Raw genomic sequence first — 22,273 nt, 5'->3', positions numbered from 1 at the left:
TTGAAACTAGGCTACTCCGTTAAAGAAAAAACATTTCCTCCCCACTATTCGGCGCCTTTGTTCCCAATACTGCAATATAATGCAGTTAATTTTCAGGTAGAAATTCCTAGGCTTAAACCTTTATTTTCAAAATTTTTTAAACATGAATCCCTATTTATTCTTAAAGACTTACAAAAAAAACAGCCTCTGCTATTTTGCATTTTTACTTTCGGCAGTAATGATGCTTACCGGCTGCCATCAAATCTCAAAACCCAATAAACCGAACGTCATTATCGTTATGACCGACGACCAGGGAATTGGTGATTTGAGTTACCATGGTAACCCATATCTCAAAACCCCCAATCTGGATAAATTTGCAGCGGAATCCACCGGCCTGAGCAATTTCCATGTCAGTCCGCTATGTACCCCTACCCGCTCAGCCATCATCACCGGACAATACCCCGTACGAAATGGAGCCTGGGCCACTTATAAAGGCCGGGATGCTATACAAAGGGAATTCCCCACCATTGCGGATGTTTTCAGGGCTCAGGGGTATCACACCGCCCACTTTGGTAAATGGCATTTGGGAGATAATTTCCCCGTACGCCCAACCGATTGTGGATTTGACTATTCCCTGCAGCACCGTTCCGGTGGCGTGGGTGAACTATCCGACTACTGGGGCAATACTTATTTTGATGATACCTACTACGAAAACAACGAGCCTAAAAAATTTCAGGGTTACTGCACGGATATCTGGTTTGAACAAACCATCCGCCACATCGAAAATCATCAGGACAAACCTTTTTTCATTTACCTGGCCACCAATGCACCGCACTCTCCTTTGATTGTGGAGGATAAATACAAAAAGCCCTACGAAAAGTTTGAAGGCAAGCAGATTATCAGTGCTGCTTATCTGGGAATGATTGCCAATATAGATGAAAACTTCGGAAAACTTGACCGGTACCTTAAAAAAAGCGGGCAAGCCGAAAATACCATCCTAATTTTCATGACCGATAACGGCACCCAGTATGGCTACAGTTATGAAAAAAACATGGGTTTCAATAAAGGTTACCGTGGCAATAAATCCAATAAAGAAGAAGGCGGGCACCGGGTACCATTCTATATTCGCTGGCCAAAAGGTGGAATCGAGGCAGGCTTTGAAAGTAATCAGCTGGCGGCCCATGTGGATTTATTACCAACCCTTGCTCAACTTTGTGATTTTACTCCTGAAGAAACGGCTTACCTTGATGGTATCGATCTATCTGAGATCTTGCTACAGAAAAAGAAAGACATTGACCGCTCGGTATTCATCCACCACCGTCAGGATCCAGCTGCTCCGGATGATTGGCAAGGAAGTGCCATTCTGAAAAATGAATGGCGTTTGCTGCATGGTAAAAAATTATACCACATTACGGAGGATTCCCTTCAGCTCAAGGACATCTATCAACAACAGCCTGAGATGGTAGCGCAATTAAAAGCGGAAAATGAGGCTTTTATGAAAGCCACCAAAACGGCCATGCCCTATCAGCAGCTTCCGGCTCCTTTAGTGGGACATCCAAAACAGGAAGAAGTAGTACTGACCATACAGCACGCCATGGGAACGGACCGCGGGATATGGAAAAGTGAACAAGTCGCTGAAGGTATGAAAAACACCAATAACCGATTTGCACTGGATGTTCACCGTAAAGGAAAATACCAGATTTCTTGTAGACGATGGCCAAAAGAATGCCCGGGAAAAATATGGGGTGTGCCTGCAGAAAACCCCAAAAACCATTTTCAATACCAAGCTATAAAACCTGAAAAGGTCCACATCAGCATTGGAACGCACAATTTGGTAAAATCTATTAGGGAAGAAGACGAGGCCATTGATTGCATTGTTGAGCTGGAAAAGGGCCGTAATTTCCTGACCGCTGACTTTATAGAGGGAAATGAAAAATATGGTGTTTACTATATCTATATCAGTGCAATCCCCTCCAACTCTTAAAAAAATTGGAGCATAATCTAGAGGTTTTGGACCTCCGTCAATTGCTAAAAAAATAAAGCAAGCCTCTGGATGCTTTCATTAATTGAGGAGAACCCTTTCAGTATTGTCAAACGAAACGTACAATCGGTTCTATGAAAAGGGAATATTCATGCATGAGGCATTTCTTTAGATAATTAATCCAGCGCACCATGCAAAGGCCCATGGGAATGGAATGGATACAAAAAGGAAATTAATTTTCACAAAAATAAACACCCTTCCTCGATATGCGGGAGGGTGTTTTTATTTAGAAATCTATGGTGCTTTGCCTCCACGACCATCAAAGCATGGAAATCCCAAAAAGCGGAGCCTAATTGAAATAGCCGACCTGCTGGACTCCCTCCGGATCACAATAATACGGGAAGTCAAAAGAAATAGTAATGATGCCCTCTATCTGACTGTCCTAGCGCATAAACTCACAATGGATAGAAAAAAACAGTGGCCTTCCGAATTATCATAAAGACAAAATTTGAGTCCCCAAACAAAATAACTTCCCCAAAAAACCGGAGACTGTATGAAATAGCCGCCCTGCTAGACTGCCTCCGGATCATAATAATACGAGAAGTCAAAAGAAATAGTACTGATGGCCTCTAACTGACTGTCCTAGCCAATAAACTCACAATGGATAAGTGGCCTTCCGAATTATCATAAAGACAAAATTTGTGTCCCCAAACAAAACAACTTCCGAAGTAAACACTGAAGATTCACCCCAAAAGAAAATATTTTGCTGTCTATTCCACCAATCATTTGTTGGGAAAAAAAGAGGGTTTCCGAATCTTGTTCCAAAAGCGAACATTCCTTGACTGCAGGCTCCTCTGGCCTATAGTGAATGGATTTCCGAAATGGAACCCACGATGAGCCTATAGACGATTCGGGCTAAAGGCTTCACTGGTTTTAAAGGGTTATTGATGGAGCTAACTGCCCAAAACAGCAAACTTATTAGCGACCCGGAGGCCTTCCTTTATGAATCATTCTCCTTTTTTTATTTTAGTTGATAGAGGCAGTCCATCCCCACCCAATGCAGTGACACCACAAATTCTTATTCGACTCCCTTTGGCAAGGCTACGCTGATGTTACATTCATATTTAGCTCAAAGGGTTTGCACGCAAGCATCATTTTACCCTAATATTTAATAAATCCTTAGTTTACCTGCTTTAAGCCCGGATTGGCTTTGAATTAAAAAAATATTGTTTTTAATGTTTTTTAAATCTATAATGCACTAAATACCTAATTAACACCAATAATCACCAACCAATTTACTTATGAAAAACATATTTTTAATGGGCCTATTTTGCCTTGCTTTAGCATCTTGCGGAAGTCAGGAAGGTAAAAAAGAGGTAAAAGAATCTTCTGCTCCTGTTAGCGAAGAACAAAAGGAACAGGTAGAAAAAGTAAGTAGTGAGATAAAAACTGCTACTGAGAAAATTCACCAAAAAACCGAAAAACAACTACAGGAAGTTGATTCATTACTACAGAAAATATAATCATGAGAAAAATACTAACCCTATTGACCCTTTCTTTCCTTTTTGCTGGAGTATGCGCTATGGCTCAGGGAAATTCCCAAGGTAAAGGAAAAGGAAAAAATAAAACTGAGCTAAAACAGGAAGAGGATACTTTAGAGGAAGCCGCGGAAGAATTCAGCAAAGGAAAACAGAAGGATAAATCCGAAAAAAAGGCTAAAGCCAAGGGGAAATCCGAGGAACACAAAAAAGCTGGATTAGAAGCCAAAGAGAATCACAAAGGTGGCAATGGAAAAGCGGAGGAGGCCAATAAAGGAAAAGCCCATGGGAAAAACAAAGGGGAATTAAGCGGGAAAGAATTTGGCAAAATCAGGTCTGAAGAAGCGCGTGCAAAAGTCAAAAAAGATGTAGCGCAACTAAATGACGAAATCAGCAAAAGCGAAAAGGAGCTAAAGGAAAGAAAGGCAAAATTGAAAGAAGCCCGGGCCAAGGTAGAAGAAATGAAAAAGGACTCCAAAGTTTCCAAAAAGGACCTCAGCGATAAAGAAGAAATTCTTTCCCAGGTGGAAGCGAAACTTTCAGAAATGGAAAATGAAATAGCTCAGGAAAAAGCTAAAGCACAACAGGTTTTGGGAGAACTAACAGGGGAATAATTGCCTAAAAAATGCTCAAAATCTAATTTAAAAATAATAAAAAGGGAAAGCCTATAACGGTTTTCCCTTTTTTTTAGCAGCTATTATGGACTAACGCCAATCCACCTCCAAATTTTTGAAGACCACGATCAAATCATCTTTTTTGTAACCCACCGAAGAATAGAATTTCATTTTCAACAGATTTATGATTGGAGCATCTAAATCATATTGTTCAATAACCGCTGAAAATTTCACCGGAACATCTTTATATAAGGCGGCTAACCGTTTCTGATTGCCCACCTCAATCTTATAGGAGGTGGAGACATTTCCCTGCGGATCAAAAACTTCCGAAAAAGAACCCTGTAAAGAACGCTCCAATTTGGTGTTAATCACCACCCCTTCTATCTTTACCTCCCCGGAATTCGAATTGCCGGTCACTTTATTAATTTTAAAGAGAACGTCGTTGCATTCGGTTTCCTTTTTTGAATTAATGAGCTTCAGGGTATTTTTGTAATAAGCAATACTGGCATTTAGTTGCTGTATTTCATTGGTTTTTTCGTTAATCTGCCTGTTCATTTCCTCCACCCGATCCACAAGGCCATCGCATTCATTTTGAGCGAAAGCGGAAGAAAAAAGAAGGGAGCATATACAGGTAAACAGAAAAAAATTCTTCATAAGCCAACAGATCTAAGGGTACAAATTATTTCGAAATGCCTCTGCAGATTAAGTTAAAATAAAAATATTTAGTATTAAAATTATGCAATTGCATATTTTGTCTTTAATGAAATTATAATCCCGAAAATCCCTTCTGAATAATCTGACATTCCTTAAATTCCCAAATTTTTGATTTAATTTTAATTTCAATGAAATTCAAACCTGTCATCTGCCCAATTTCCAGCGGAATAAACATCATCATCAGGGAGGCTCATCCCGGAAATGCCCTGGCCCTCACCGGTTGTATCCAGGCTTATCTGAAAAATCAAACTATTCCACTGACCAAAGATGAATATCAACCAAGTCCCAAGGAACAGGGGAAATGGATTTCAAAATTTCAGGAAGGTCAACATGATTTACTCCTGGTAGCGGAGCATGAAGGACGGATTATTGGCAATATAGATTTGAGTATGCATCATCGCAAAATGCTTTCGCATACGGGCTATTTGGGAATGGGTGTTCATCCGGACTGGCAGCAAAAAGGTATTGGTAAACTGCTGATGGAAAAACTATTGGAATGGGCGGATAACCGAAGCGGCATTGAAGTCATTTGGCTTCAGGTGTTTGGAAATAATCTACTTGCCATCAAACTCTATAAAGCTTTGGGCTTTGTAGAGGATGGCCGGCAAGCTGATTTTATTAAACTCGATAATGGCCGGTATACCGACAATGTCATATTGAGTCGGAAAAAATAACGGACTTCCTTTAGAAAGAATATTCCGTCTATAATCCATCTATTTTTGTTATAAGCAGACAGACCAATAAATCTCCTCTTTTAGAGAAAAATGAATTTTTAACGATTGACTTTTGACTAAACCACTTATGAACACGGAAAAGAATCAAGGCTGGGGGTATCTCAGTCATCAGCATACCCTCATTCAAACGGAATCGGATCAGCCTGTGCCGGAAGAAAATCAAATCCTAGTACGGAATGCCGCCATCGGCATTAACCCGGTGGACTGGAAATTCATTAAAACCAATCCACTTCACTGGCCTGACGGACACATCCCCGGAGTCGATGGCGCCGGCGTGGTGGTTGCCGTTGGAAAAAAGGTGAGCCAGGACTGGATCGGAGAGCGGGTCGCCTATCATCAGGCGCTGGCACACAACGGAAGCTTTGGCTTGTACACCCGCTTGTTTCCGGAAAGGGTGATGAAATTACCGGAGACACTGTCTTTTGCCATGGCTGCTGCCCTTCCCTGCCCGATGTTAACTGCCAGACAGGCTTTTGAAAAAATTCCCTTGCGAAAAGAATTTCCGGTACTGGTAGTCGGGCTTGGAGCCGTGAATAAATTATTGGTACAAATGCTGGTGCAGGCAGACTTTCGGGTGGATGTGCTTTCCAAAAATATTTCAGAAGCGGAAGCACAATCCTATGGCATTCGGAACATTTTACGATTCCCTGCAGAGATCAAGCAGCCCTACTTTGCCATCTATGATGCCATCAGCGGTGCTCATGCCGCCGAAATGGTTCCTCATCTGAAAGCCAATGGCCATATTATTTGCATACAGGACCGGATTCCCGCCCTGTAGATCCTCCCTTTTCCCGAACCATCTCTTACCATGAAATTGCGCTGGGCGCCCTCCATAACTTTGGGGACGCAGGGGATTGGAAAAACCTGATGGATGCGGGAATGAAACTAATGGAAGCGGTTAGCAGACAAAAATTACTGGTGCCTGCTCCTGTTGAATTTCCTTTTGAACAAATGTTGGAGGCGCTGGCGCATAGTGAGCAATCGAAGCAGAAGACGGTAATCTACCTTGATTATTCGGATTAACAGGATTGATGGGATTAGCACAAACTTTAATCCCTAAATCCTTTCAATCATATTAATCACGGTCAGGGCTACTTGAGTGATCGGATTAACTGAATTGATAGGATTACTAAAAACTTTAATCCCTAAATCCTTTTAATCCTTCTAATCATGGCACTTTAATCATGGCCATCATGGCAACTGAACCAATAAATTGTATAATTTTGAGCCAAAATACGCGCCTATGCGCAGGAGCAAAATTACAACATGACCAAAGATCCCGTTTTTTCCAGAAGTTTAAAGATTGCCTTATTCGCTACCGGCCTTTCCGGCATCGTAGCGGAATACGTTTTATCCACCCTGGCCTCCTACTTTTTGGGAGACTCGGTGATTCAGTTTACCTTGATTGTTTCCCTCATGCTTTTTGCCATGGGATTAGGATCGCGAATATCCCGTAGGTTTGATGAGGATCTGCTGGCTACTTTTATCTCCCTGGAGTACATCCTGAGTTTTTTGGTGACCTTCGCTTCACTCATTGCCTATGGCATCAGCCTGTTTCCTGCCCTGACTGCTGTAGTGATTTACGGTCTTAGTATTGTGATCGGATTACTCATCGGTATGGAGATTCCTTTGGTAATTCGGATGAACGATGCCTATGAGGAGCTGAAAGTGAATGTCTCCAACATTATGGAGAATGATTATTATGGCAGCTTGTTGGGTGGAATTTTCTTTGCTTTTATTGGCCGCCCCTATTTGGGACTTACCTACACTCCCTTTGTTTTGGGAATGGTCAACTTTGCCGTAGCCTTTTGGTTATTTTACTTACTAAAAGGACATTTGAAATCCGAGCACTTGAAAAAATTAAGACTGGCTTCCCTGTTCGTAATGGCCTGTTGGGGACTGGGGCTATGGAAGGCCGGCGACATTATCGCTTACGGGGAGCAACAGCGATATGCGGACCGGGTGATTTTTGATCAGCAAACGAATTATCAGCGAATTGTGATGACGGAGAACAAAGGGGAATACTGGCTATTCCTGAACGGTAACCAACAGCTTTCTACTTTGGATGAAATCCCCTATCATGAAGCGATCGTGCACCCCATGCTTTCACAGTTGAAACAACCCAAGGATATTTTAATCCTTGGCGGTGGTGATGGTTGTGCTGTACGCGAAGTTTTAAAATATCCTTCGGTACAAAATATTACATTAGTGGATCTTGATCCGGCCATGACCGAGCTGGCCATGGAACATCCGGTGATGGCGGAGATCAATCAGAATGCCATGAAGGATCCGCGGGTGACGGTCATTAATGGTGATGGTTACACCTTTTTGGCTGACCATCAAAATTATTATGACGGGATTATCGTGGACCTTCCCGACCCGAAAAATGTGGATATTGGAAGACTTTACAGCGTGGAGTTTTATAAGCTGTGTTACAAACACTTAAGACCCGAAGGTTTATTAGTTACTCAAGCCGGAAGTCCCTATTATGCAGAGAAAGCTTTTCACTGCATTGATCTCAGTTTTCAGCAGGCAGGCTTTAATACTTTGCCTTACCACACCCATCTGATTACCCTTGGAGAATGGGGTTGGATTTTAGGTAGTAAAAACATCCCGCAAGAAAAAATGAAGGAAGCTTTCGGTCGTTTAGATTATCCGGATGAGTATACCCATTGGTTCAATCAAAGTGCCATGAAGATGATGATGGCCTTCGGGAAATCCGTTTTTAAGGAAGACTTGAGTCAGGTAAAACCAAATTACCTCCACCACCCGACCCTCTATAAATATTATCTGGACGGAAAATGGGAGCTTTATTAATATGAAAGAAATTTTCAAAATACTTCGGGCCAATGGTGCCTCTCTGGGTTTTGCCTTAGGACTTACTGCGCTGCCGCTGATCTTTAGCGGGACAGCATCGGTATTGGTGTTGCAAAATGAAGCCACCCTTCGGGCATTCGATTGGTCCCAGTGGTTATTGTTTTATGCCCTAACGGTAATCACCATGGCTTTCGCCCTGACGCCCACCACCCTCATTGCACTGATCAGCGGATACCTTTTAGGCTGGAAGGCGATTTTTTTCATTGTTCCTTCCTATCTGCTGGCCTCCGTATTGTGCTATTTCACCGCTCAAAAGCTGGACCATGGAAATTTCACCAATAGCCTGCGGGAGCACCCACAGGCCCGTCTGATCCTTGACCGCTTACAGCATCAGGAATTGCAGCTGGTCATTCTGACCAAGCTTTCCCCGGTGCTTCCTTTCGCAGTGAGTAATATTCTGCTGGCCATTGCCGGTGCCCGTCTTCGCCCTTTCTTTTGGGGAGCCGCCATCGGCATGTTGCCCCGCACTTTGCTGGTGATCTATGTCGGTATTCAGGCCAATCAATTAGAGGCTTTATTGGCAGATCCTTTTTCCGGCTGGCAACAATGGATTATCTTGGGACTGATTATCATTTCGGTATTGGGTTTAAGCCGGATGATTTCCAAAGCTATCACTCAAACACATGAAAATTTATAATAACGCACCGATCACCATTGGCTTTTCCAGCATCTGTCTGCTGGTTTTGGTTTTACAGGCTTTCCTTCCTCAGCTGATGGTTTATCTTTTTTCGGTCAGCGGAACTTTCAATTTTTTTGATCCGCTGGACTATTTCCGAATCTTCAGCCACATTTTCGGGCATGCCGATGCCACCCATCTGATCAGTAATATGTTATACATTTTATTGCTGGGGCCACTACTGGAAGAAAAATACGGGCCCTACCGACTGATGGTCATGATCCTGATGACCGGCCTTTTTACCGGCATCTTCAATATTTTAATGTTCGATACGGGATTAAGAGGCGCCAGTGGTGTTGTATTTATGATGATTCTGTTGAGCTCGATCGTGAACTACCGCCGCGGACATATTCCTCTGACCTTTATTCTGGTAAGCATCCTCTATCTTGGACAGGAATTTTTGTCCATCTATCAACAGGATAATATCAGTCATACCGCCCACATCATCGGTGGCATTTGCGGATCCATCTTTGGCTTTATGCTGGCAAAGAAAAACGGGAACAATATCCCGCCGAATCCACACGATAAATCTATCATTTCAAAATTGAGCTAATATGAAAATCATTTTCTTCTCTGATATACACGCCAACCTTCCTGCCTTTGAGGCTTTCCTTCACAAAGTAGCGGAAATTCAACCCGATGGGATTTATTGTCTGGGGGATCTTGTGGGCTATAATGTCTGGCCAAATCAGATTGTGGATTATATTCAAAGCAATAAAATCCCGACCATCATGGGCAATCATGATGAAGCGCAACTGAAAGATCTCAAAGGGGATAAAGGCAATGCCGGCATCACTCAACAATTATTGGGTGAAAACCAGCGAAAATTCCTGCAACAGTTGCCTCGTCAAATGACCTTGCAATTCGGTGAAGGAGAAAAAGTTTTCCGGATGGAATTGGTGCATGGTAGTGTAAAAGCCATTAACGATTATCTGTTGGAAGATTATCCGGAAGAAGAAGTGCTGGCAATGATGCATTGCACGCAAGCTGACCTGATCCTTTGCGGACACACCCATAAGCCCTATCATCGTTCATCCCAACAGGCGATACTTTCAAGCATGTGATCAATATCGGTTCGGTCGGAAAACCCAAAGACCGGAATACTCAGGGTTGCTGTGTGTTAGTGGAATTTGATGAATTAGATCCCAAAAATCCGGACAGCTTAAAAGTGAAATTTGTCCGATTTACCTATGATGTAGAAAAAGCTGCACAGGGCGTCATTCAATCTGATTTTCCGGATAGTTATGCCGATGCGTTGAGATTGGCGAAATAGTAGGGAGTTCTGCATTTAAAATCAGGCCTTTTTCATTGAATGTACAGGAGGCCCAAAAAACCTTTTTTCATTTCTATTTTAAAAGGGCCTGATTTTGGAAAATGAGGATATTTATTAATCAAGAAAATGTACTCTTTGGAGGATTGAGCTGTATTAATATGAACCCTTGAAGATTCCCGGTAATAAACATTTCCCTCTATCCATACCTTCTCATGTTTTCCGATCTTCGCATTCAGAAAAATTACGGATTTGATAAATACCGGAAGAAAGAACATAAAATAAACAAAAGTTGTCCCTAACAAAAGTCTGAACATCTTCACAAAATAATTAAAGATATTTTTCCCGGAAGCAACTTCCAGTTTTTTAAACTTTCTAACGAATGCGAAGCATACAAAAGCCAGAGTGGCAGCCCCAAGGGTAAAATTCACCAAGTTCTCTGCAGTTTTTTCCTCATAAGCCGATAATCTCAAATCAAATAGGCCCAACAAAGCTAGCGGAATCAAGATGACAATAGCAAAAATTATATTTTTCAATACTCCAAAAATGGTTTTATAGCCTGATATAATAAAAATTGAAATTAAATAAAACTATCCCAAACGAAAGTGATTACAATAATTCACTGCAATGAGGATCAACAATTCCCACGGTGATGGTTATCATATAATTTGAACAATATCCGGATCTTTAGGACCTGATTTCTCCAATATATATGCGGATGCTTTGAGGCGTCCGGGTTAACACATTTATTTTTTTTATATTTAAAAGCTATGAAATTCAATTTTGAGTTATTACCGGAAGACTTTATCCATTTTAACTATTACTATGGATGGTATCGTCCGGAAAAGAAAAAGCTAAGGGTGATCATTTACCTATACCCTTTCTTAGCCGTATTGGCAGTGCTGGCGGTACAAAATAGTGGTCAGGTTTTCAGTATCCCGAATTTGATTACCCTTGGGCTAACAGTTGCCATTAGTCCGTTTATCGGCAGATTATACAGAAAACTGATTAAATCGAAATCATTAAAATATCTCCGGCAAAATCCAGCTGCTCATATCACCGGAGAAAAAGCAATCGCATTGACCGAAAACAATTTAATCCTGTCTGCCGACGAAGAAATCGTCTCCACTATTAAGTGGGAAAGTATGCACAGCTTTCGGGAAGACCAGCTGTTTTACTACCTTTTCATCACCAGCCAACAGGCAGTGATCGTCCCTAAAAGAATCTTTCAGGAGGAAGAACAGGAGTTCCGGAAGTTTGCAAAAAGGAAAATTGCTGCAACTAAGTAAATAATACAACTCACTGATTTAAATTCCGGCAGCTTACGTTCTTTTACACCAAACCATCTGACACTACGTTTTAATATTTTCAGAGAGGAAATACCGCCAAGAAGTCGAGCTATATAGTAGTTCAAAAAAGCCGCTGAAATGAAAAACAAACTTTGCTTGAAAGCCCGGGATATAAAATTGAAAATGAATTTATAAGAAAGCTTAGGCCTGTATTTTTTCCAAAAACTGCCATTGAATTTCAATATTGATAATTATCTTTATTGACAAGGGGAATATCCCTGAAATTCAAAACTACCTGCTTTCATTATGTCCCTGCTCCGACGCATATTTTCTTCAAATTGGGTGATTACTTTGGTCGCCACTACCATGGGCGTGCTTTTGGCCTTTTATGTGGATGGTCTGGGACAACAGCATCGTATCAAAAAACAAAAGGCACTTGCACTGAAAAATATCATTGAGGAGCTGACTAATAACCGGAAGCAACTGGAGAAGCGTTCGGATAATATCCGTATCCTTTATTTGCTGGATACCCTGACCCAATTGAATAAGGGCAACGACCTGAATGTGATTACGGGGGAACCGGAAAAAATTCATGCTTTTATTGATCCTCACCCACATATTCATATTAAGGATTCCACCTTAATTTCGGGAAATAAATTTGAGTATGATTTTTATCTGGAGCTCAACATCAATATGATTCAGTTGCCGGATGTGGCCTGGCAGGCCGCTACCCTCTCTGACTTCAGTCAGGAAATTGATTATGAATGCCTGGCCGAACTTATCAACGTGTACAGTGCGCAGCAGTTTTTTCTGGATGAGCAGGCCAAAATGACCAACCATATCATCGAGGAGGATCTCCCCAAACTCCGAAGAACCATGACCATCGCTCAGGACATCCGCCAACAGTTAATTGCCCAATACGAAAAGTCTTTGGAAATAATTAAAGGCTGTCAATAAAATTCAATCCTCTTACCTGCTTTCATCTTCATTCTTAATCCTATGAAAATTTTTATCACTCCTCTCCTTTTCCTACTTACTTTTTTTAATGCTTCCGGGCAGGAACAAAAGCCAGCAGCCCGCATTAACTCGCACCTGATTGAAAACGAGTTGGAAATCAGCATTCCGGCCAGCTTTGGAGATAGTGTGAGCATTAAATTGTTTGATCAGTTTGGACGTGCCCTTATTGAAAAATCTTTGATGGCCGAAAAAAGCAATCGGCTGCAATCCAGAGAAGAACTTGAAATCGCTGGTCATTATTTTTTATCGATCAATCAAAATGGAAACCTTCAAAATTTCCGCCTGTTGAAGGTAACCGAAAAACAGGACTTCGATTTTATTGTTCAGCTGGAAGTTCCTGAAATCATTCCGGCTTTGCTAATTGCGCCAAACCCGATTCAAAATCAATTGCTAAAATTTGCTGTGGCTAGCCCTGCAGAAAGTGGTGAATTTTTCATTTACCAAATGAATGGACAGTGTGTGTGGCATCAGGTCATGGAATTCAATGGTCCTAAAGAATTTTACCAATTGGAAGTGCCTTTCCTGGCGACGAGCCGGTATATTGCCAGCCTGAAAACAAAGAAGGGAAATTCGGAAGCCACGTTTATCGTTCCTTAATAAAACCCCTAAAAGACCTGTTTAAGTAAATTTTCTTATCGGTAGCAGCTCGCGGAAATTTTAACCTATTGAACCGGGCCGGATGTTGGGCCGGGAAGTTTTAAAATCACAACAAAAGCTCTCCACCAATGTCAATGCCTTCATCAGAATAAGGCTCAAATTCATTTGTGAAAATTCGGGGAATTTGTGGCTAAAATCACCAATCATCCATTCCCAAACGATATTGCCGGTTCTTGAAACCCGAAGCCAGGGAGATTTCTTTAAACATCCTGGAAATATTCTTCCAGAAAATACAGCAAACGATTTTGTGCATTGCCCTGCGAACCAAAGATGGATAGCAACTGCTCCCCCTGGCATCGAAGAGTGCCCAATGTGGGGTGCCTTCACAATTGAGCGCATCATAAAGCTGATGGTCGGCATCAATAAATAATTCGAAGGGTGCCTGAGCTGCTCTGAAAATGGACAACAGCTCCTGTTCATTGTGGGCCGCACGTTTTCCAAAATTGCTATGGACGCCCACCACTTTTAATTCGGGAAATTCCTGATCCAGCTGGTGGGCAAAAGGTATCGCCCGACCGGTACATCCAAGACAGTCATTATTATAAAACAATAGCAATAAAAGCTTGTGATCCTTCACTATTGATGTGATAGACTCCAATGAGATTGACAGAGATTCCATACCACAAAGAAAATCGTTTTTTCACTTGGGAAAAAGTAAAGCAGATTACTTTCTAGTGGATTATCTACCTAAATCTCCATTTTCAATAATGGTATTCCTGCTGATTCCAGCGTACCATTCCGCTACCAATCATCCCATTTTGAAATTCTCTTAGCTTCTCCGCTACTCCACTTTCTAAATTCGTGATTTTTTGCTCAATGCGGTCATGAAGCTCCTCTAAGTCCTTTAAAGTCTGTTGCTGGCGCTCCCGCTTAATTTCCAAAAACACAATCTGATCCTGCGCCAACTGAACTTCCTGGGCACTAACTTTATTGGCTGTAATTTTATTTTGAAATTGCGCTATATTATTATTAGCCAGGCCAATAAAATCTTTTGCACGAATAATCAGATGTTCCTTATTTACTAATTGATGGCGAAGGTGCTGAAGTTCTTTTTCTTTATCTACTAAATATTTTTTAAAAGCCGGTACATCAAATCCTTTGATGTCTTGCTGACGATCTACTTCCGTGAATACACTCATAATCCTGATATCTTTTATTATGGTGTTTACCAAAATTTAACGGATAGGTTGTATGTTCCATACAAAAATTAAAGATGGATTTAAATAATTTATTCTCAAACGATTAATTCCCAGTAGGAATTCAATACGGCATTAGAATTGCCAAATTTCGATCCTCTCTACTTTGATTCCATTTGATGGGTACTTTTGGGCTATTCGTTTAGCGCATCACAGAAAGGACAAGCTCGAAGAGTAAATTCAAAAAATGTCCATGGACAATTTTAATTTTTTAAGATAAGACACCACTTAAGCATGCCAATGTCAGGTATTTCCATGCATCCACCTTCCATACATGCATTGAAATCCCTGATCCACAGGCAAATTTGTCAAATGCTTTTGATCGTATATGATTTTTGAGGCTTATATAGTACGCTCCATCTGCTCCTTTAAAAACATTATTATCCATACTTCACGGGCTTCTTATTGAGCCAAACTAATGGGGATATAGGAACTATATCGACTTAGCCGACAAAGTGAAAATAAGTACCTTATTAAATGGCCTTCCAAATGTATTTGTGTTCCCGAAATTTTATTTTTCCCTACTCCACCACGGGTTTTTCCCAAGCGTAAAATCTTTTGTAAAAACCTCTCCGAGTTTCGGAAAAAAACATTTCAATTCATTTGTAACAGCTGCAGTCTGAAATCGCTCTACCGGTTCTTTCCAATGGTGTAAAGCCAAAGAGAACCCTCCCCAATGAACCGGTACTGCTATTTTTACACCTGCATCCAGCGCCGCATGCACACTTTCTTCCGGAAACATATGAATATCGTGCCATTGCTGATGATATTGCCCACACTCCATAAAGCCGATGTCAAATGGTCCCAATTTTTCACCCACTTCATGAAAATGATCACCACGACCGCCGTCACCACTCCAATAGATGTTCTCCATTTCACTCTTAATTACCCAGCCTCCCCATAAAGACTTGGCCCGATCGAGTACCCCACGACCGGAAAAGTGTCGAGAAGGTGTGAAGGTAATCTGCAGTCCTTCGAATTCCGCCTGCTCCCACCAGTCAAAGGGTTTTACCTTTTCTTTTGCTATGCCCCAATATTCCAGGTGACGGGAAACGCCCAGGGCCGTCCACCAGTTTTTCACCTTGGATTTTAACTTCATAATACTGGCCATGTCCAGATGGTCATAATGATCATGGGTGAGCAGCACCAAATCAATGTCGGGAAAATCATCAATTAAATCCAGTGTATGGTCAGAGAAGCGATCCGTTGAAAAAGGGGCGATTGGGGAGGCATTAGGGCCAAGCATGGGATCTATTAATATGATCTTCCCTGCAATTTGTATCAACAATACCGAATGCCCGTACCAGACGAAGCGGGCCCGTCCATCATTCTCCAAAAAAGCATCAATATCCAGCTTTTTTACCGGCAAAACCTGCTGAGGGCGTCGAATCGCTTTATCTGAAAAATTTTGCTTTAATAATTTAGGTAATTCTTTCAGGTTAATGGCCATAGTAGTCTCTTCCAGATTCTGAAACTTACCTGCATTCCAATTAGGAGATTTTTCGTATCGCTGAATATCATCTTTACGAGGCTTCCCCCCGAACTGCGCTTTGAATGCCTTCATATATTCGGTATTTAATTCATTTATAATCCAACCAAAAGGAAGCCATTAAGATGAAATAATGCAATAAATATTTCGCTTTTCCCCATAAAAACCGCACTGAATTCAAGAATAACACAAAAACAACCTCACTCCCTATAAAATCAGGAAAAGCCCGGACACTTGCTCAATTTTCATTTGATTTCCATTTAAGCTTGGCCTAAAAACTGTATTTTGCCACAAAGACAGAAGATTTATGTTTAAAAATATCGCTTTCCTTATCACCGCCCTTTGGTTAACCGACATTCCCGCTTTTGCCCAGCAACCTTCGATCACAGAGATCAATGAAAAATTTTATCGCCTTGATCGGGACCTTCAAAAGGAAATCAGCTTTAAAGTCTATATACCGGAAGTCGCACAACTTTTCGCTAAGCTTGCTCCGAAGTATTTGGCGGAGGGAGAAGATGTAGTGGCCAGCCAATTGCAAAACCTTACCGTAAAAATTCACTATGACTTGCTTAGCCAGGAAAGCCAATTCGAACTTTCTGAATTAGATATTGCCGAAAATGAAATTGAGGGCCTTGGCCAAATGAAAGCCGGTTACCTGCAGGCAGCGGAAGGTGCTTTTGTGCTGATAAAAGAATATTTCATGACCGACTTTCTGGATGCTCCCGCGAATAAAACCAAAATTAAAGACATTGAAAATGGCATTCAGGTAAGCCTGGAAAAGGAAATGCAAAATGATGAGATCTCGATCACGCAGGATTATTCCAGCATTAGTGTAAACTCCAGCATGCCGGATGGCACCAGTATATTTGCCCAAATTAGGACTTTACAATTAGACCAATGGCTGTTCCTGGAGAAAATCAATATGGCGACCCCAAACATGACCTCCACGGTGAATTTTCAATTTGAAAAAACCAATGGTCGTTACTGGCCTGCCTCCAGTCGACAAAGTGTCAAAATGGGCGAAATGATGAATGTCCAGATTGATGTCAATTATTTGGACTGGAAAGGAGAATAGACCTATTCCCATATTACATTTACAAAAGGAGAATGTGCTTCCAATTGACGAAGGGCTTTCTCCTTTTTCTTTCCATTTTTGGAGGCGATGGCAGCGGATGGAATGGTGACCTTATAACCATGCCTGACCAACGACTTTACTGTTTTCCTGACACAGCCTTCTGCAAATAAGCCTACCACGACTACTTGCTCGATTTGCCTTTCCATAAGTGCCTCTTTCAATGCTGAATTGGACAGCGCATCGCCTTTAGATTTGGAATAAAGCTGATCAGAACACAACAGCAAGCGATCATCCAGCTCCACTCCTGCTTCACCTGCTTTGGAGACATTTCCGGTCATCCAGTTTTTAATGGGGGCATGCCATTCATTTACTACATAAAAAACCAAAGTACTATCCTTTTGGGAAAATTGGTATTCCAGCCCATTAATCCCCTCGAAGAAGGTCGATATAGAGGACAGCTCCACATGCATGGGGGAATCTTCCCGAAGGAAATTGCTTTGAACATCGATCACTAATAAGGCAGATTCCTGTGCGACCAGCTTAATCGAGCACATACATAGGCAAAGGAAGATAAAACACCACTTTTTCATCATTAACTATTTTGATACGCGCACAAGTAAATGGAAAAAAAAGTTTAGCGCATTAACAATTGTTAATGGTGGTGTACAAATTGATCTTTTTGATATTGGGAGAGATTTTCACTCCATACACCCGCATACCAGAACTTCCACACCAGATAATGCACTGGTAAAATATCACTTTCCTGAAGTGGAATCACAGGAAGTTAAGCTCCCCTGATTCTGGTGGAAAAAAACATCCGTAATCGCCCTGGTAGGTATTTGAATTAAATTTATGGGATAGATTTTTTAAACTTAGTAGTACCTCATGCTGGTTAGAACTTTATACCCTATTTCCGAAAGCCTATTTAAAAAGATGTACCTCAACACTTTGCACCTAAGAAAAGAATAAATGTTTTTGTAAATTAATAGTCTACCAACCATATCCCGCATGAAGCTCATCTCCCGCAAGCAATTTTTAGCGCAATCCAAAAAGTTCGGCCTTTACTTTGCCTTTAGTAGTTTCAGCTGTTTGGATGCCTTTGGGCAAAAACCGCCCTATAGGAATATTCAGCCTTCTCCTACGGAAGAAGATCTATTTTCCTATATCACACAAACTGCTGGTCAATTTGATGCTGACCTATACAAAAAACTATTAGGGGCGGCCAATGAATTTAAGGAAGGAGATGACCTACTGGGCATCGCTGCTGAAAATCCACAACAGCGGGCAACAGCAAGAAAATTACTCTCCAATACTAAAATTGGGTCGCTGGTTCAACATCCCATTTTCGAGGATAATTTATATCGATTGATCCAAAAGACCACCTTATACGATGAAAAATATCAGGACTGGACGATGGGCGACCTCAAAGCTTTTATCCTTGAGGAAGATGAACAGGCCGTAAAAGCGGTAATGCCCTATCTGAGTAGTGATGTGATCGCTTGTGTAGTCAAACTCATGAGCAATCAGGAACTCCTCCAAACCGGCAGTAAAATTTTCAATGTTTTGCCCAACAGTAAAATTGGTAGCAAAGGATATTTAGGGGCGCGTGTGCAACCGAATTCTCCAACAGATAATACGGAGGACATCATTTGGCAGGTATTCAATGCCTGGTCCTTTGCCGTAGGCGATTTACTTTTAGGCACCAATCCCGTTTCCAGTAATCCGGATTCGGTCGCCAAAATTGAAGCCGCACTTTATGATGTTCTAAAAACCTTCAGGCTTCAGGAGCAAATGCCCAATTGTGTGCTTTCCCATATCGACATTCAAGCGAAGGTGGAGCAAGAGCATCCGGGCAGCACTGGCATTTGGTTTCAAAGTCTTGCTGGAACCGTCGAAGCGAATCAAACTTTTGATGTGACCATTGAAAAAATGATCCGATATGCGAAGCAGCGCAATGGTCAATATGGCTTATATATTGAAACGGGGCAGGGAGCCGATTTCACCAACGGACATGGAGAAGGTTTTGATATGGTGATCCATGAAGCGCGAAAATATGGCTTTCTAAGGGCCCTGAAAACCTATATGTCACAAAATGACCAGCACCCTCCTACCTCCTTTTTGAATAATGTGGCCGGCTTTATTGGCCCTGAGGTTTTCCGAACCAAGGAACAATTAGTCCGATGTTGTTTGGAAGATATTACGATGGGAAAACTTCACGGCTTAACCATCGGTCTCGACATCTGTTCCACCCTGCATATGGACATCGACCTGGACGATTTGAACTGGTGCATCGATGAAATTATGCCCGCCAATCCGGCCTATTTCATGGCCTTACCGACTAAAAATGACCCCATGTTAAGCTACCTGACTACTTCCTTCAGTGACCATATACGGGTACGGGAAAAATTCAATTATAAGGTCGAGGATACCATATGGCAATTTTTTAAAGATTTGGAAATTATTGACGAGGACAATCAGCCTACAAAGCACTTTGGAGATCCAATTTGGGTGTATTATCAATATTGTAAGCAAAAGAACGATCACCGAAGTAAAGAGGATATTTATGCCGAAGGCCAAGCCGCCATTGAGCGCATCAAATCAAGAGGTGTGAATATTGCAGAAGGTTATGGTAAACATTATTGGGATTTAAATCCCGGCTTAGCTGCGGAAGTAGAAAGTTTATACCAGGATGCAAAAGTGAGCATTTGGACAGAAATGAATGCTGATTTTGTTTTATCCATCCCTGCTGCTTTGAGGGTATTTACAGTTTCAACTGACCGAAAGGACTATGTTTACCATCCGGAGAGTGGAGAAAAAATAACGAGTCAATCGCTAAGCGCTTTACGAGAAATGCGATCGAGTTGGAAAGGCGAAAGTCCCGAAATTCAGATCATTATTTCGGATGGCTTAAACGCCCGGGCCATCATGGATGATGGGCATCTATTTCCTTATTTGGAACATTTGCAAAATGAATTGGCGGTTAATAATTACCACTTGAGCAAACAGCCTGTCATCATCAAAAATGGACGTGTAAGGGCAGGCTATCACTGTGGACAATATATTTTTGGTGAGGCAGGAAAACAGCAAGAAAAGCGTGGGATCATTCACATTATTGGAGAACGCCCCGGCTCCGGACATCATAATTTCTCCGCCTATTTAACTGTTTCGAGTAAAGACCTTTGGGCTAAAGGTGAAATCGACCATGATATTACTCGTGTCGTTTCGGGCATTTCTGATACGGCTCTTCAGCCAAAAATAGCCGCATCAGAAACGGTCAGTATTATTAATCAATTATTCCACCAAGCTTAAGCCGGCCGGATTTCCGAGAAGAGCGGTTCGTTATCTCCACGCTCCCTCACAGATCCGTACAAGCAGATTTCCCGCATACGGTTCCTCCTAAATTGGTTTCGCGTCCTGAAAGCTATAAAACTGATCGGCACAAAACATTAAGCGATCATCAAGCCATACCCCCTCCGCATCTGCCTTTGATACATTTCCGGCAATCCAATTTTTAACCCGAATTATTCACCACTAAATTAAGTAATTCACCTTATCTGATTTATCATCAACTCAATACATTCCTGCTGATTTTTTTAGCTCAAATTTGGGCAATATTGCTTTCTCCTCATTCATCTGCTTCATTGGAAAAAACTCGAAACAGGAGGCTATTCCTTCATTTTTCCCTCCTTGCAGCTAAAAGAGGATTGAATCCGGACTAAAGGCGAATGCCATTCATTCAGCACATAAAATATTAAAGTACTGTCCGCTTCGGCAAAAATTTCGCTCCTGCTTATGAATGGCTTCAAAGAAAATCTCCACTGCGGCCAAATCCACATGAATAGGGAATCTTCCTTCAGGAAAATAGTTTGCAAATCAATCACCAATAGGGCGGTATTTTGAGCAGGGGCTTGGCCTACCCAATAACAAATAACATAAATCACTACTTTTTCATTTTCCATTTAGGGCAAACGCATCAGGAGATGATGGATATAAGGTAGTTATGATCCATTGAAGCCTTGTATCTCCTCTTTTTCTTACTGAGTTTATCATCCATTCTAGAAATTCTCTGCAGTGCGATTTTTCGGAGGATATTTAAGTTTTCAGCGGAATGATCCTTTCTGGCTCTACAAGCATCCTCATTAAATGTCACATCCAAATGCCAGTGCAGTTGATTCTCTATGCTCCAATGTCCTCTTGCCAATAAATTGTAGTATTTTGGATCTGAAATTTCTTCAGAACTCATGTAGAATCTAACCTGCTTACTTTCCTTCCCTTTAACATTTCGATTACTCTCAATCTTAACAATAGTTTTTAGCCCTTCCCAACCAGTTAATTGCTCCTCTTCCGGCAAAGATGCCATTGAAATTATAGTGCATTTACGTTCTTCTTTTCTTCCATGCCCTTCTTCAATCATTAAGTCAAATTTGCTAGGATTGTGGAAGCGGAATGCATCTTCAACAATCTGATAACTGTTCCTCTGGTTTTTTTTAAGCGAAAGAAAGTATTGAGCATCACAATCTTGTGTTATTTTTTGAGCAATCTCCCTTTGACACCCTATCGCATCAATACTCACCGTAGCGCCGGCCAATTCTATGCTATCAAGTAATTCAGGAATGGCTGTAATTTCGTTGCTTTTATTTTTAACCTTTTGTTGGCCTATGCAAATATTATTTTCACCAACCCAAGCACTTAATATGTATAAACCTTTATTCCCTTTTTGATTTGGAGAAACTCCCCTTAATTTTTTCCCATCTAAAATCACCTGCTTTTCATTTACAACGTCCAGTAATTGTTGCCCATCTTCTTTGAGACTATTCAGCAATGAGTCTGGTCGTAATCTTTGTAGAACTCGATTAAAGGTATCATGAGATGGGATACCATTCGATAAATCAAGGCACTCGGCTAGCCATTCATAATTTTGCTCTCCGAAAATTACCATATCTTCAAAATCTTCGCCATTACAAATCATTGTTGCTAAGGCGATAAAAAGGATATTTTCTAATGGATGAAGACATCTCCACTCTTGGCGAGGGTCTTCTACTCCTGAAAAAATAGTCGTGGGTGTATTCATAGGGCAAAAATAAACCAATTTCTCAATAGTTTTTAACTTGATGCGTTTGCCCTATTTTCCATTAATTTGATTTATTCCCAATTAGGCAGAAAATGA

At 41.3% G+C, this 22,273-nt stretch carries 23 protein-coding genes; 16 read left to right on the top strand and 7 right to left on the bottom strand.

Annotation, left to right across the window (positions count from 1 at the left end):
- The first annotated feature begins 142 nt into the window (after positions 1-142).
- The 3 genes from NG22_RS06020 (at position 143) to NG22_RS06010 (ending at position 4,112) form a co-directional block, all read left to right on the top strand.
- Entirely contained in the window at positions 143-1,963 is a 1,821-nt protein-coding gene (locus NG22_RS06020) for an arylsulfatase (RefSeq protein ID WP_216597602.1), read from the top strand.
- Positions 1,964-3,261: 1,298 nt separating this feature from the next.
- Positions 3,262-3,483, top strand: coding sequence for a hypothetical protein (locus NG22_RS06015; protein WP_053404891.1), 222 nt, complete (start codon positions 3,262-3,264; stop codon positions 3,481-3,483).
- A 2-nt stretch (positions 3,484-3,485) separates the two neighbouring features.
- Complete coding sequence (locus NG22_RS06010; RefSeq protein ID WP_157600884.1) at positions 3,486-4,112, top strand: hypothetical protein; 627 nt, start codon at positions 3,486-3,488, stop codon at positions 4,110-4,112.
- Positions 4,113-4,202: 90 nt separating this feature from the next.
- Here the strand turns inward: NG22_RS06010 and NG22_RS06005 are convergent, their stop codons facing one another.
- The gene (locus NG22_RS06005) at positions 4,203-4,766 is read right to left on the bottom strand and encodes a hypothetical protein (RefSeq protein ID WP_053404889.1); all 564 of its coding nucleotides are present in this window, start codon (positions 4,764-4,766) and stop codon (positions 4,203-4,205) included.
- A gap of 188 nt (positions 4,767-4,954) precedes the next feature.
- Here NG22_RS06005 and NG22_RS06000 point away from each other — a divergent pair, with 188 nt between their 5' ends.
- From NG22_RS06000 to NG22_RS17570, 8 genes are all read left to right on the top strand, one after another.
- Complete coding sequence (locus tag NG22_RS06000; protein WP_053404888.1) at positions 4,955-5,500, top strand: GNAT family N-acetyltransferase; 546 nt, start codon at positions 4,955-4,957, stop codon at positions 5,498-5,500.
- Positions 5,501-5,627: 127 nt separating this feature from the next.
- A complete protein-coding gene (locus NG22_RS05995) occupies positions 5,628-6,338 on the top strand; it encodes an alcohol dehydrogenase catalytic domain-containing protein (protein WP_216597601.1) in 711 nt (236 codons plus the stop codon).
- A complete protein-coding gene (locus tag NG22_RS17995; RefSeq protein ID WP_216597600.1) occupies positions 6,308-6,583 on the top strand; it encodes a hypothetical protein in 276 nt (91 codons plus the stop codon). The genes NG22_RS05995 and NG22_RS17995 overlap by 31 nt, the downstream gene beginning before the upstream one ends.
- A gap of 243 nt (positions 6,584-6,826) precedes the next feature.
- Positions 6,827-8,377, top strand: a complete 1,551-nt coding sequence (locus NG22_RS05990; RefSeq protein ID WP_053404887.1) for a polyamine aminopropyltransferase — start codon at positions 6,827-6,829, stop codon at positions 8,375-8,377.
- Position 8,378: 1 nt separating this feature from the next.
- On the top strand, positions 8,379-9,074 hold the full coding sequence (locus tag NG22_RS05985; RefSeq protein WP_053404886.1) for a TVP38/TMEM64 family protein: 696 nt from the start codon (positions 8,379-8,381) through the stop codon (positions 9,072-9,074).
- Positions 9,061-9,666, top strand: coding sequence for a rhomboid family intramembrane serine protease (locus NG22_RS05980; RefSeq protein WP_053404885.1), 606 nt, complete (start codon positions 9,061-9,063; stop codon positions 9,664-9,666). The genes NG22_RS05985 and NG22_RS05980 overlap by 14 nt, the downstream gene beginning before the upstream one ends.
- Before the next feature lies 1 nt (position 9,667).
- The gene (locus NG22_RS05975; protein WP_053404884.1) at positions 9,668-10,177 is read left to right on the top strand and encodes a metallophosphoesterase; all 510 of its coding nucleotides are present in this window, start codon (positions 9,668-9,670) and stop codon (positions 10,175-10,177) included.
- Positions 10,174-10,386 (top strand): hypothetical protein, encoded by a 213-nt coding sequence (locus tag NG22_RS17570; RefSeq protein WP_053404883.1) that lies wholly within the window; start codon positions 10,174-10,176, stop codon positions 10,384-10,386. Before NG22_RS05975 ends, NG22_RS17570 begins: the two co-directional genes overlap by 4 nt.
- Before the next feature lie 32 nt (positions 10,387-10,418).
- On the opposite strand, the gene NG22_RS05965 is transcribed toward NG22_RS17570, so the two are convergent.
- Entirely contained in the window at positions 10,419-10,919 is a 501-nt protein-coding gene (locus tag NG22_RS05965) for a hypothetical protein (RefSeq protein WP_053404882.1), read from the bottom strand.
- Between the two features lie 234 nt (positions 10,920-11,153).
- On the opposite strand from NG22_RS05965, the gene NG22_RS05960 reads away from it, so the two are divergent.
- From NG22_RS05960 to NG22_RS05950, 3 genes are all read left to right on the top strand, one after another.
- A complete protein-coding gene (locus NG22_RS05960; RefSeq protein ID WP_053404881.1) occupies positions 11,154-11,672 on the top strand; it encodes a YcxB family protein in 519 nt (172 codons plus the stop codon).
- A 306-nt stretch (positions 11,673-11,978) separates the two neighbouring features.
- A complete protein-coding gene (locus tag NG22_RS05955) occupies positions 11,979-12,629 on the top strand; it encodes a hypothetical protein (RefSeq protein ID WP_157600883.1) in 651 nt (216 codons plus the stop codon).
- A gap of 42 nt (positions 12,630-12,671) precedes the next feature.
- Positions 12,672-13,286: a hypothetical protein gene (locus tag NG22_RS05950; RefSeq protein ID WP_053404879.1), complete on the top strand. Its 615-nt coding sequence runs from the start codon at positions 12,672-12,674 to the stop codon at positions 13,284-13,286.
- A 196-nt stretch (positions 13,287-13,482) separates the two neighbouring features.
- Here the strand turns inward: NG22_RS05950 and NG22_RS05945 are convergent, their stop codons facing one another.
- From NG22_RS05945 to NG22_RS05935, 3 genes are all read right to left on the bottom strand, one after another.
- Complete coding sequence (locus NG22_RS05945) at positions 13,483-13,965, bottom strand: hypothetical protein (protein WP_053404878.1); 483 nt, start codon at positions 13,963-13,965, stop codon at positions 13,483-13,485.
- 82 nt (positions 13,966-14,047) lie between these two features.
- Positions 14,048-14,485, bottom strand: coding sequence for a hypothetical protein (locus NG22_RS05940; protein WP_053404877.1), 438 nt, complete (start codon positions 14,483-14,485; stop codon positions 14,048-14,050).
- Between the two features lie 568 nt (positions 14,486-15,053).
- Positions 15,054-16,106, bottom strand: a complete 1,053-nt coding sequence (locus tag NG22_RS05935; protein ID WP_053404876.1) for an MBL fold metallo-hydrolase — start codon at positions 16,104-16,106, stop codon at positions 15,054-15,056.
- 232 nt (positions 16,107-16,338) lie between these two features.
- Here NG22_RS05935 and NG22_RS05930 point away from each other — a divergent pair, with 232 nt between their 5' ends.
- Positions 16,339-17,106 carry a hypothetical protein gene (locus tag NG22_RS05930; protein ID WP_053404875.1) on the top strand — a complete coding sequence of 256 codons (768 nt, stop codon included), beginning with the start codon at positions 16,339-16,341 and terminating at the stop codon, positions 17,104-17,106.
- Positions 17,107-17,108: 2 nt separating this feature from the next.
- On the opposite strand, the gene NG22_RS05925 is transcribed toward NG22_RS05930, so the two are convergent.
- Positions 17,109-17,699: an isochorismatase family cysteine hydrolase gene (locus NG22_RS05925; protein WP_082305004.1), complete on the bottom strand. Its 591-nt coding sequence runs from the start codon at positions 17,697-17,699 to the stop codon at positions 17,109-17,111.
- Positions 17,700-18,114: 415 nt separating this feature from the next.
- On the opposite strand from NG22_RS05925, the gene eutB reads away from it, so the two are divergent.
- Complete coding sequence (gene eutB, locus NG22_RS05920; protein WP_053404873.1) at positions 18,115-20,415, top strand: ethanolamine ammonia-lyase subunit EutB; 2,301 nt, start codon at positions 18,115-18,117, stop codon at positions 20,413-20,415.
- A gap of 664 nt (positions 20,416-21,079) precedes the next feature.
- On the opposite strand, the gene NG22_RS05910 is transcribed toward eutB, so the two are convergent.
- Entirely contained in the window at positions 21,080-22,177 is a 1,098-nt protein-coding gene (locus NG22_RS05910; protein ID WP_053404476.1) for an ISAs1 family transposase, read from the bottom strand.
- Positions 22,178-22,273 lie beyond the last annotated feature (96 nt).

The organism is Persicobacter sp. CCB-QB2 (assembly GCF_001274635.1).
Classification (GTDB): domain Bacteria; phylum Bacteroidota; class Bacteroidia; order Cytophagales; family Cyclobacteriaceae; genus Persicobacter; species Persicobacter diffluens.
The sequence above is the reverse complement of the archived record's forward strand: the minus strand, read 5'-3'. Positions and strand labels throughout refer to the sequence as shown.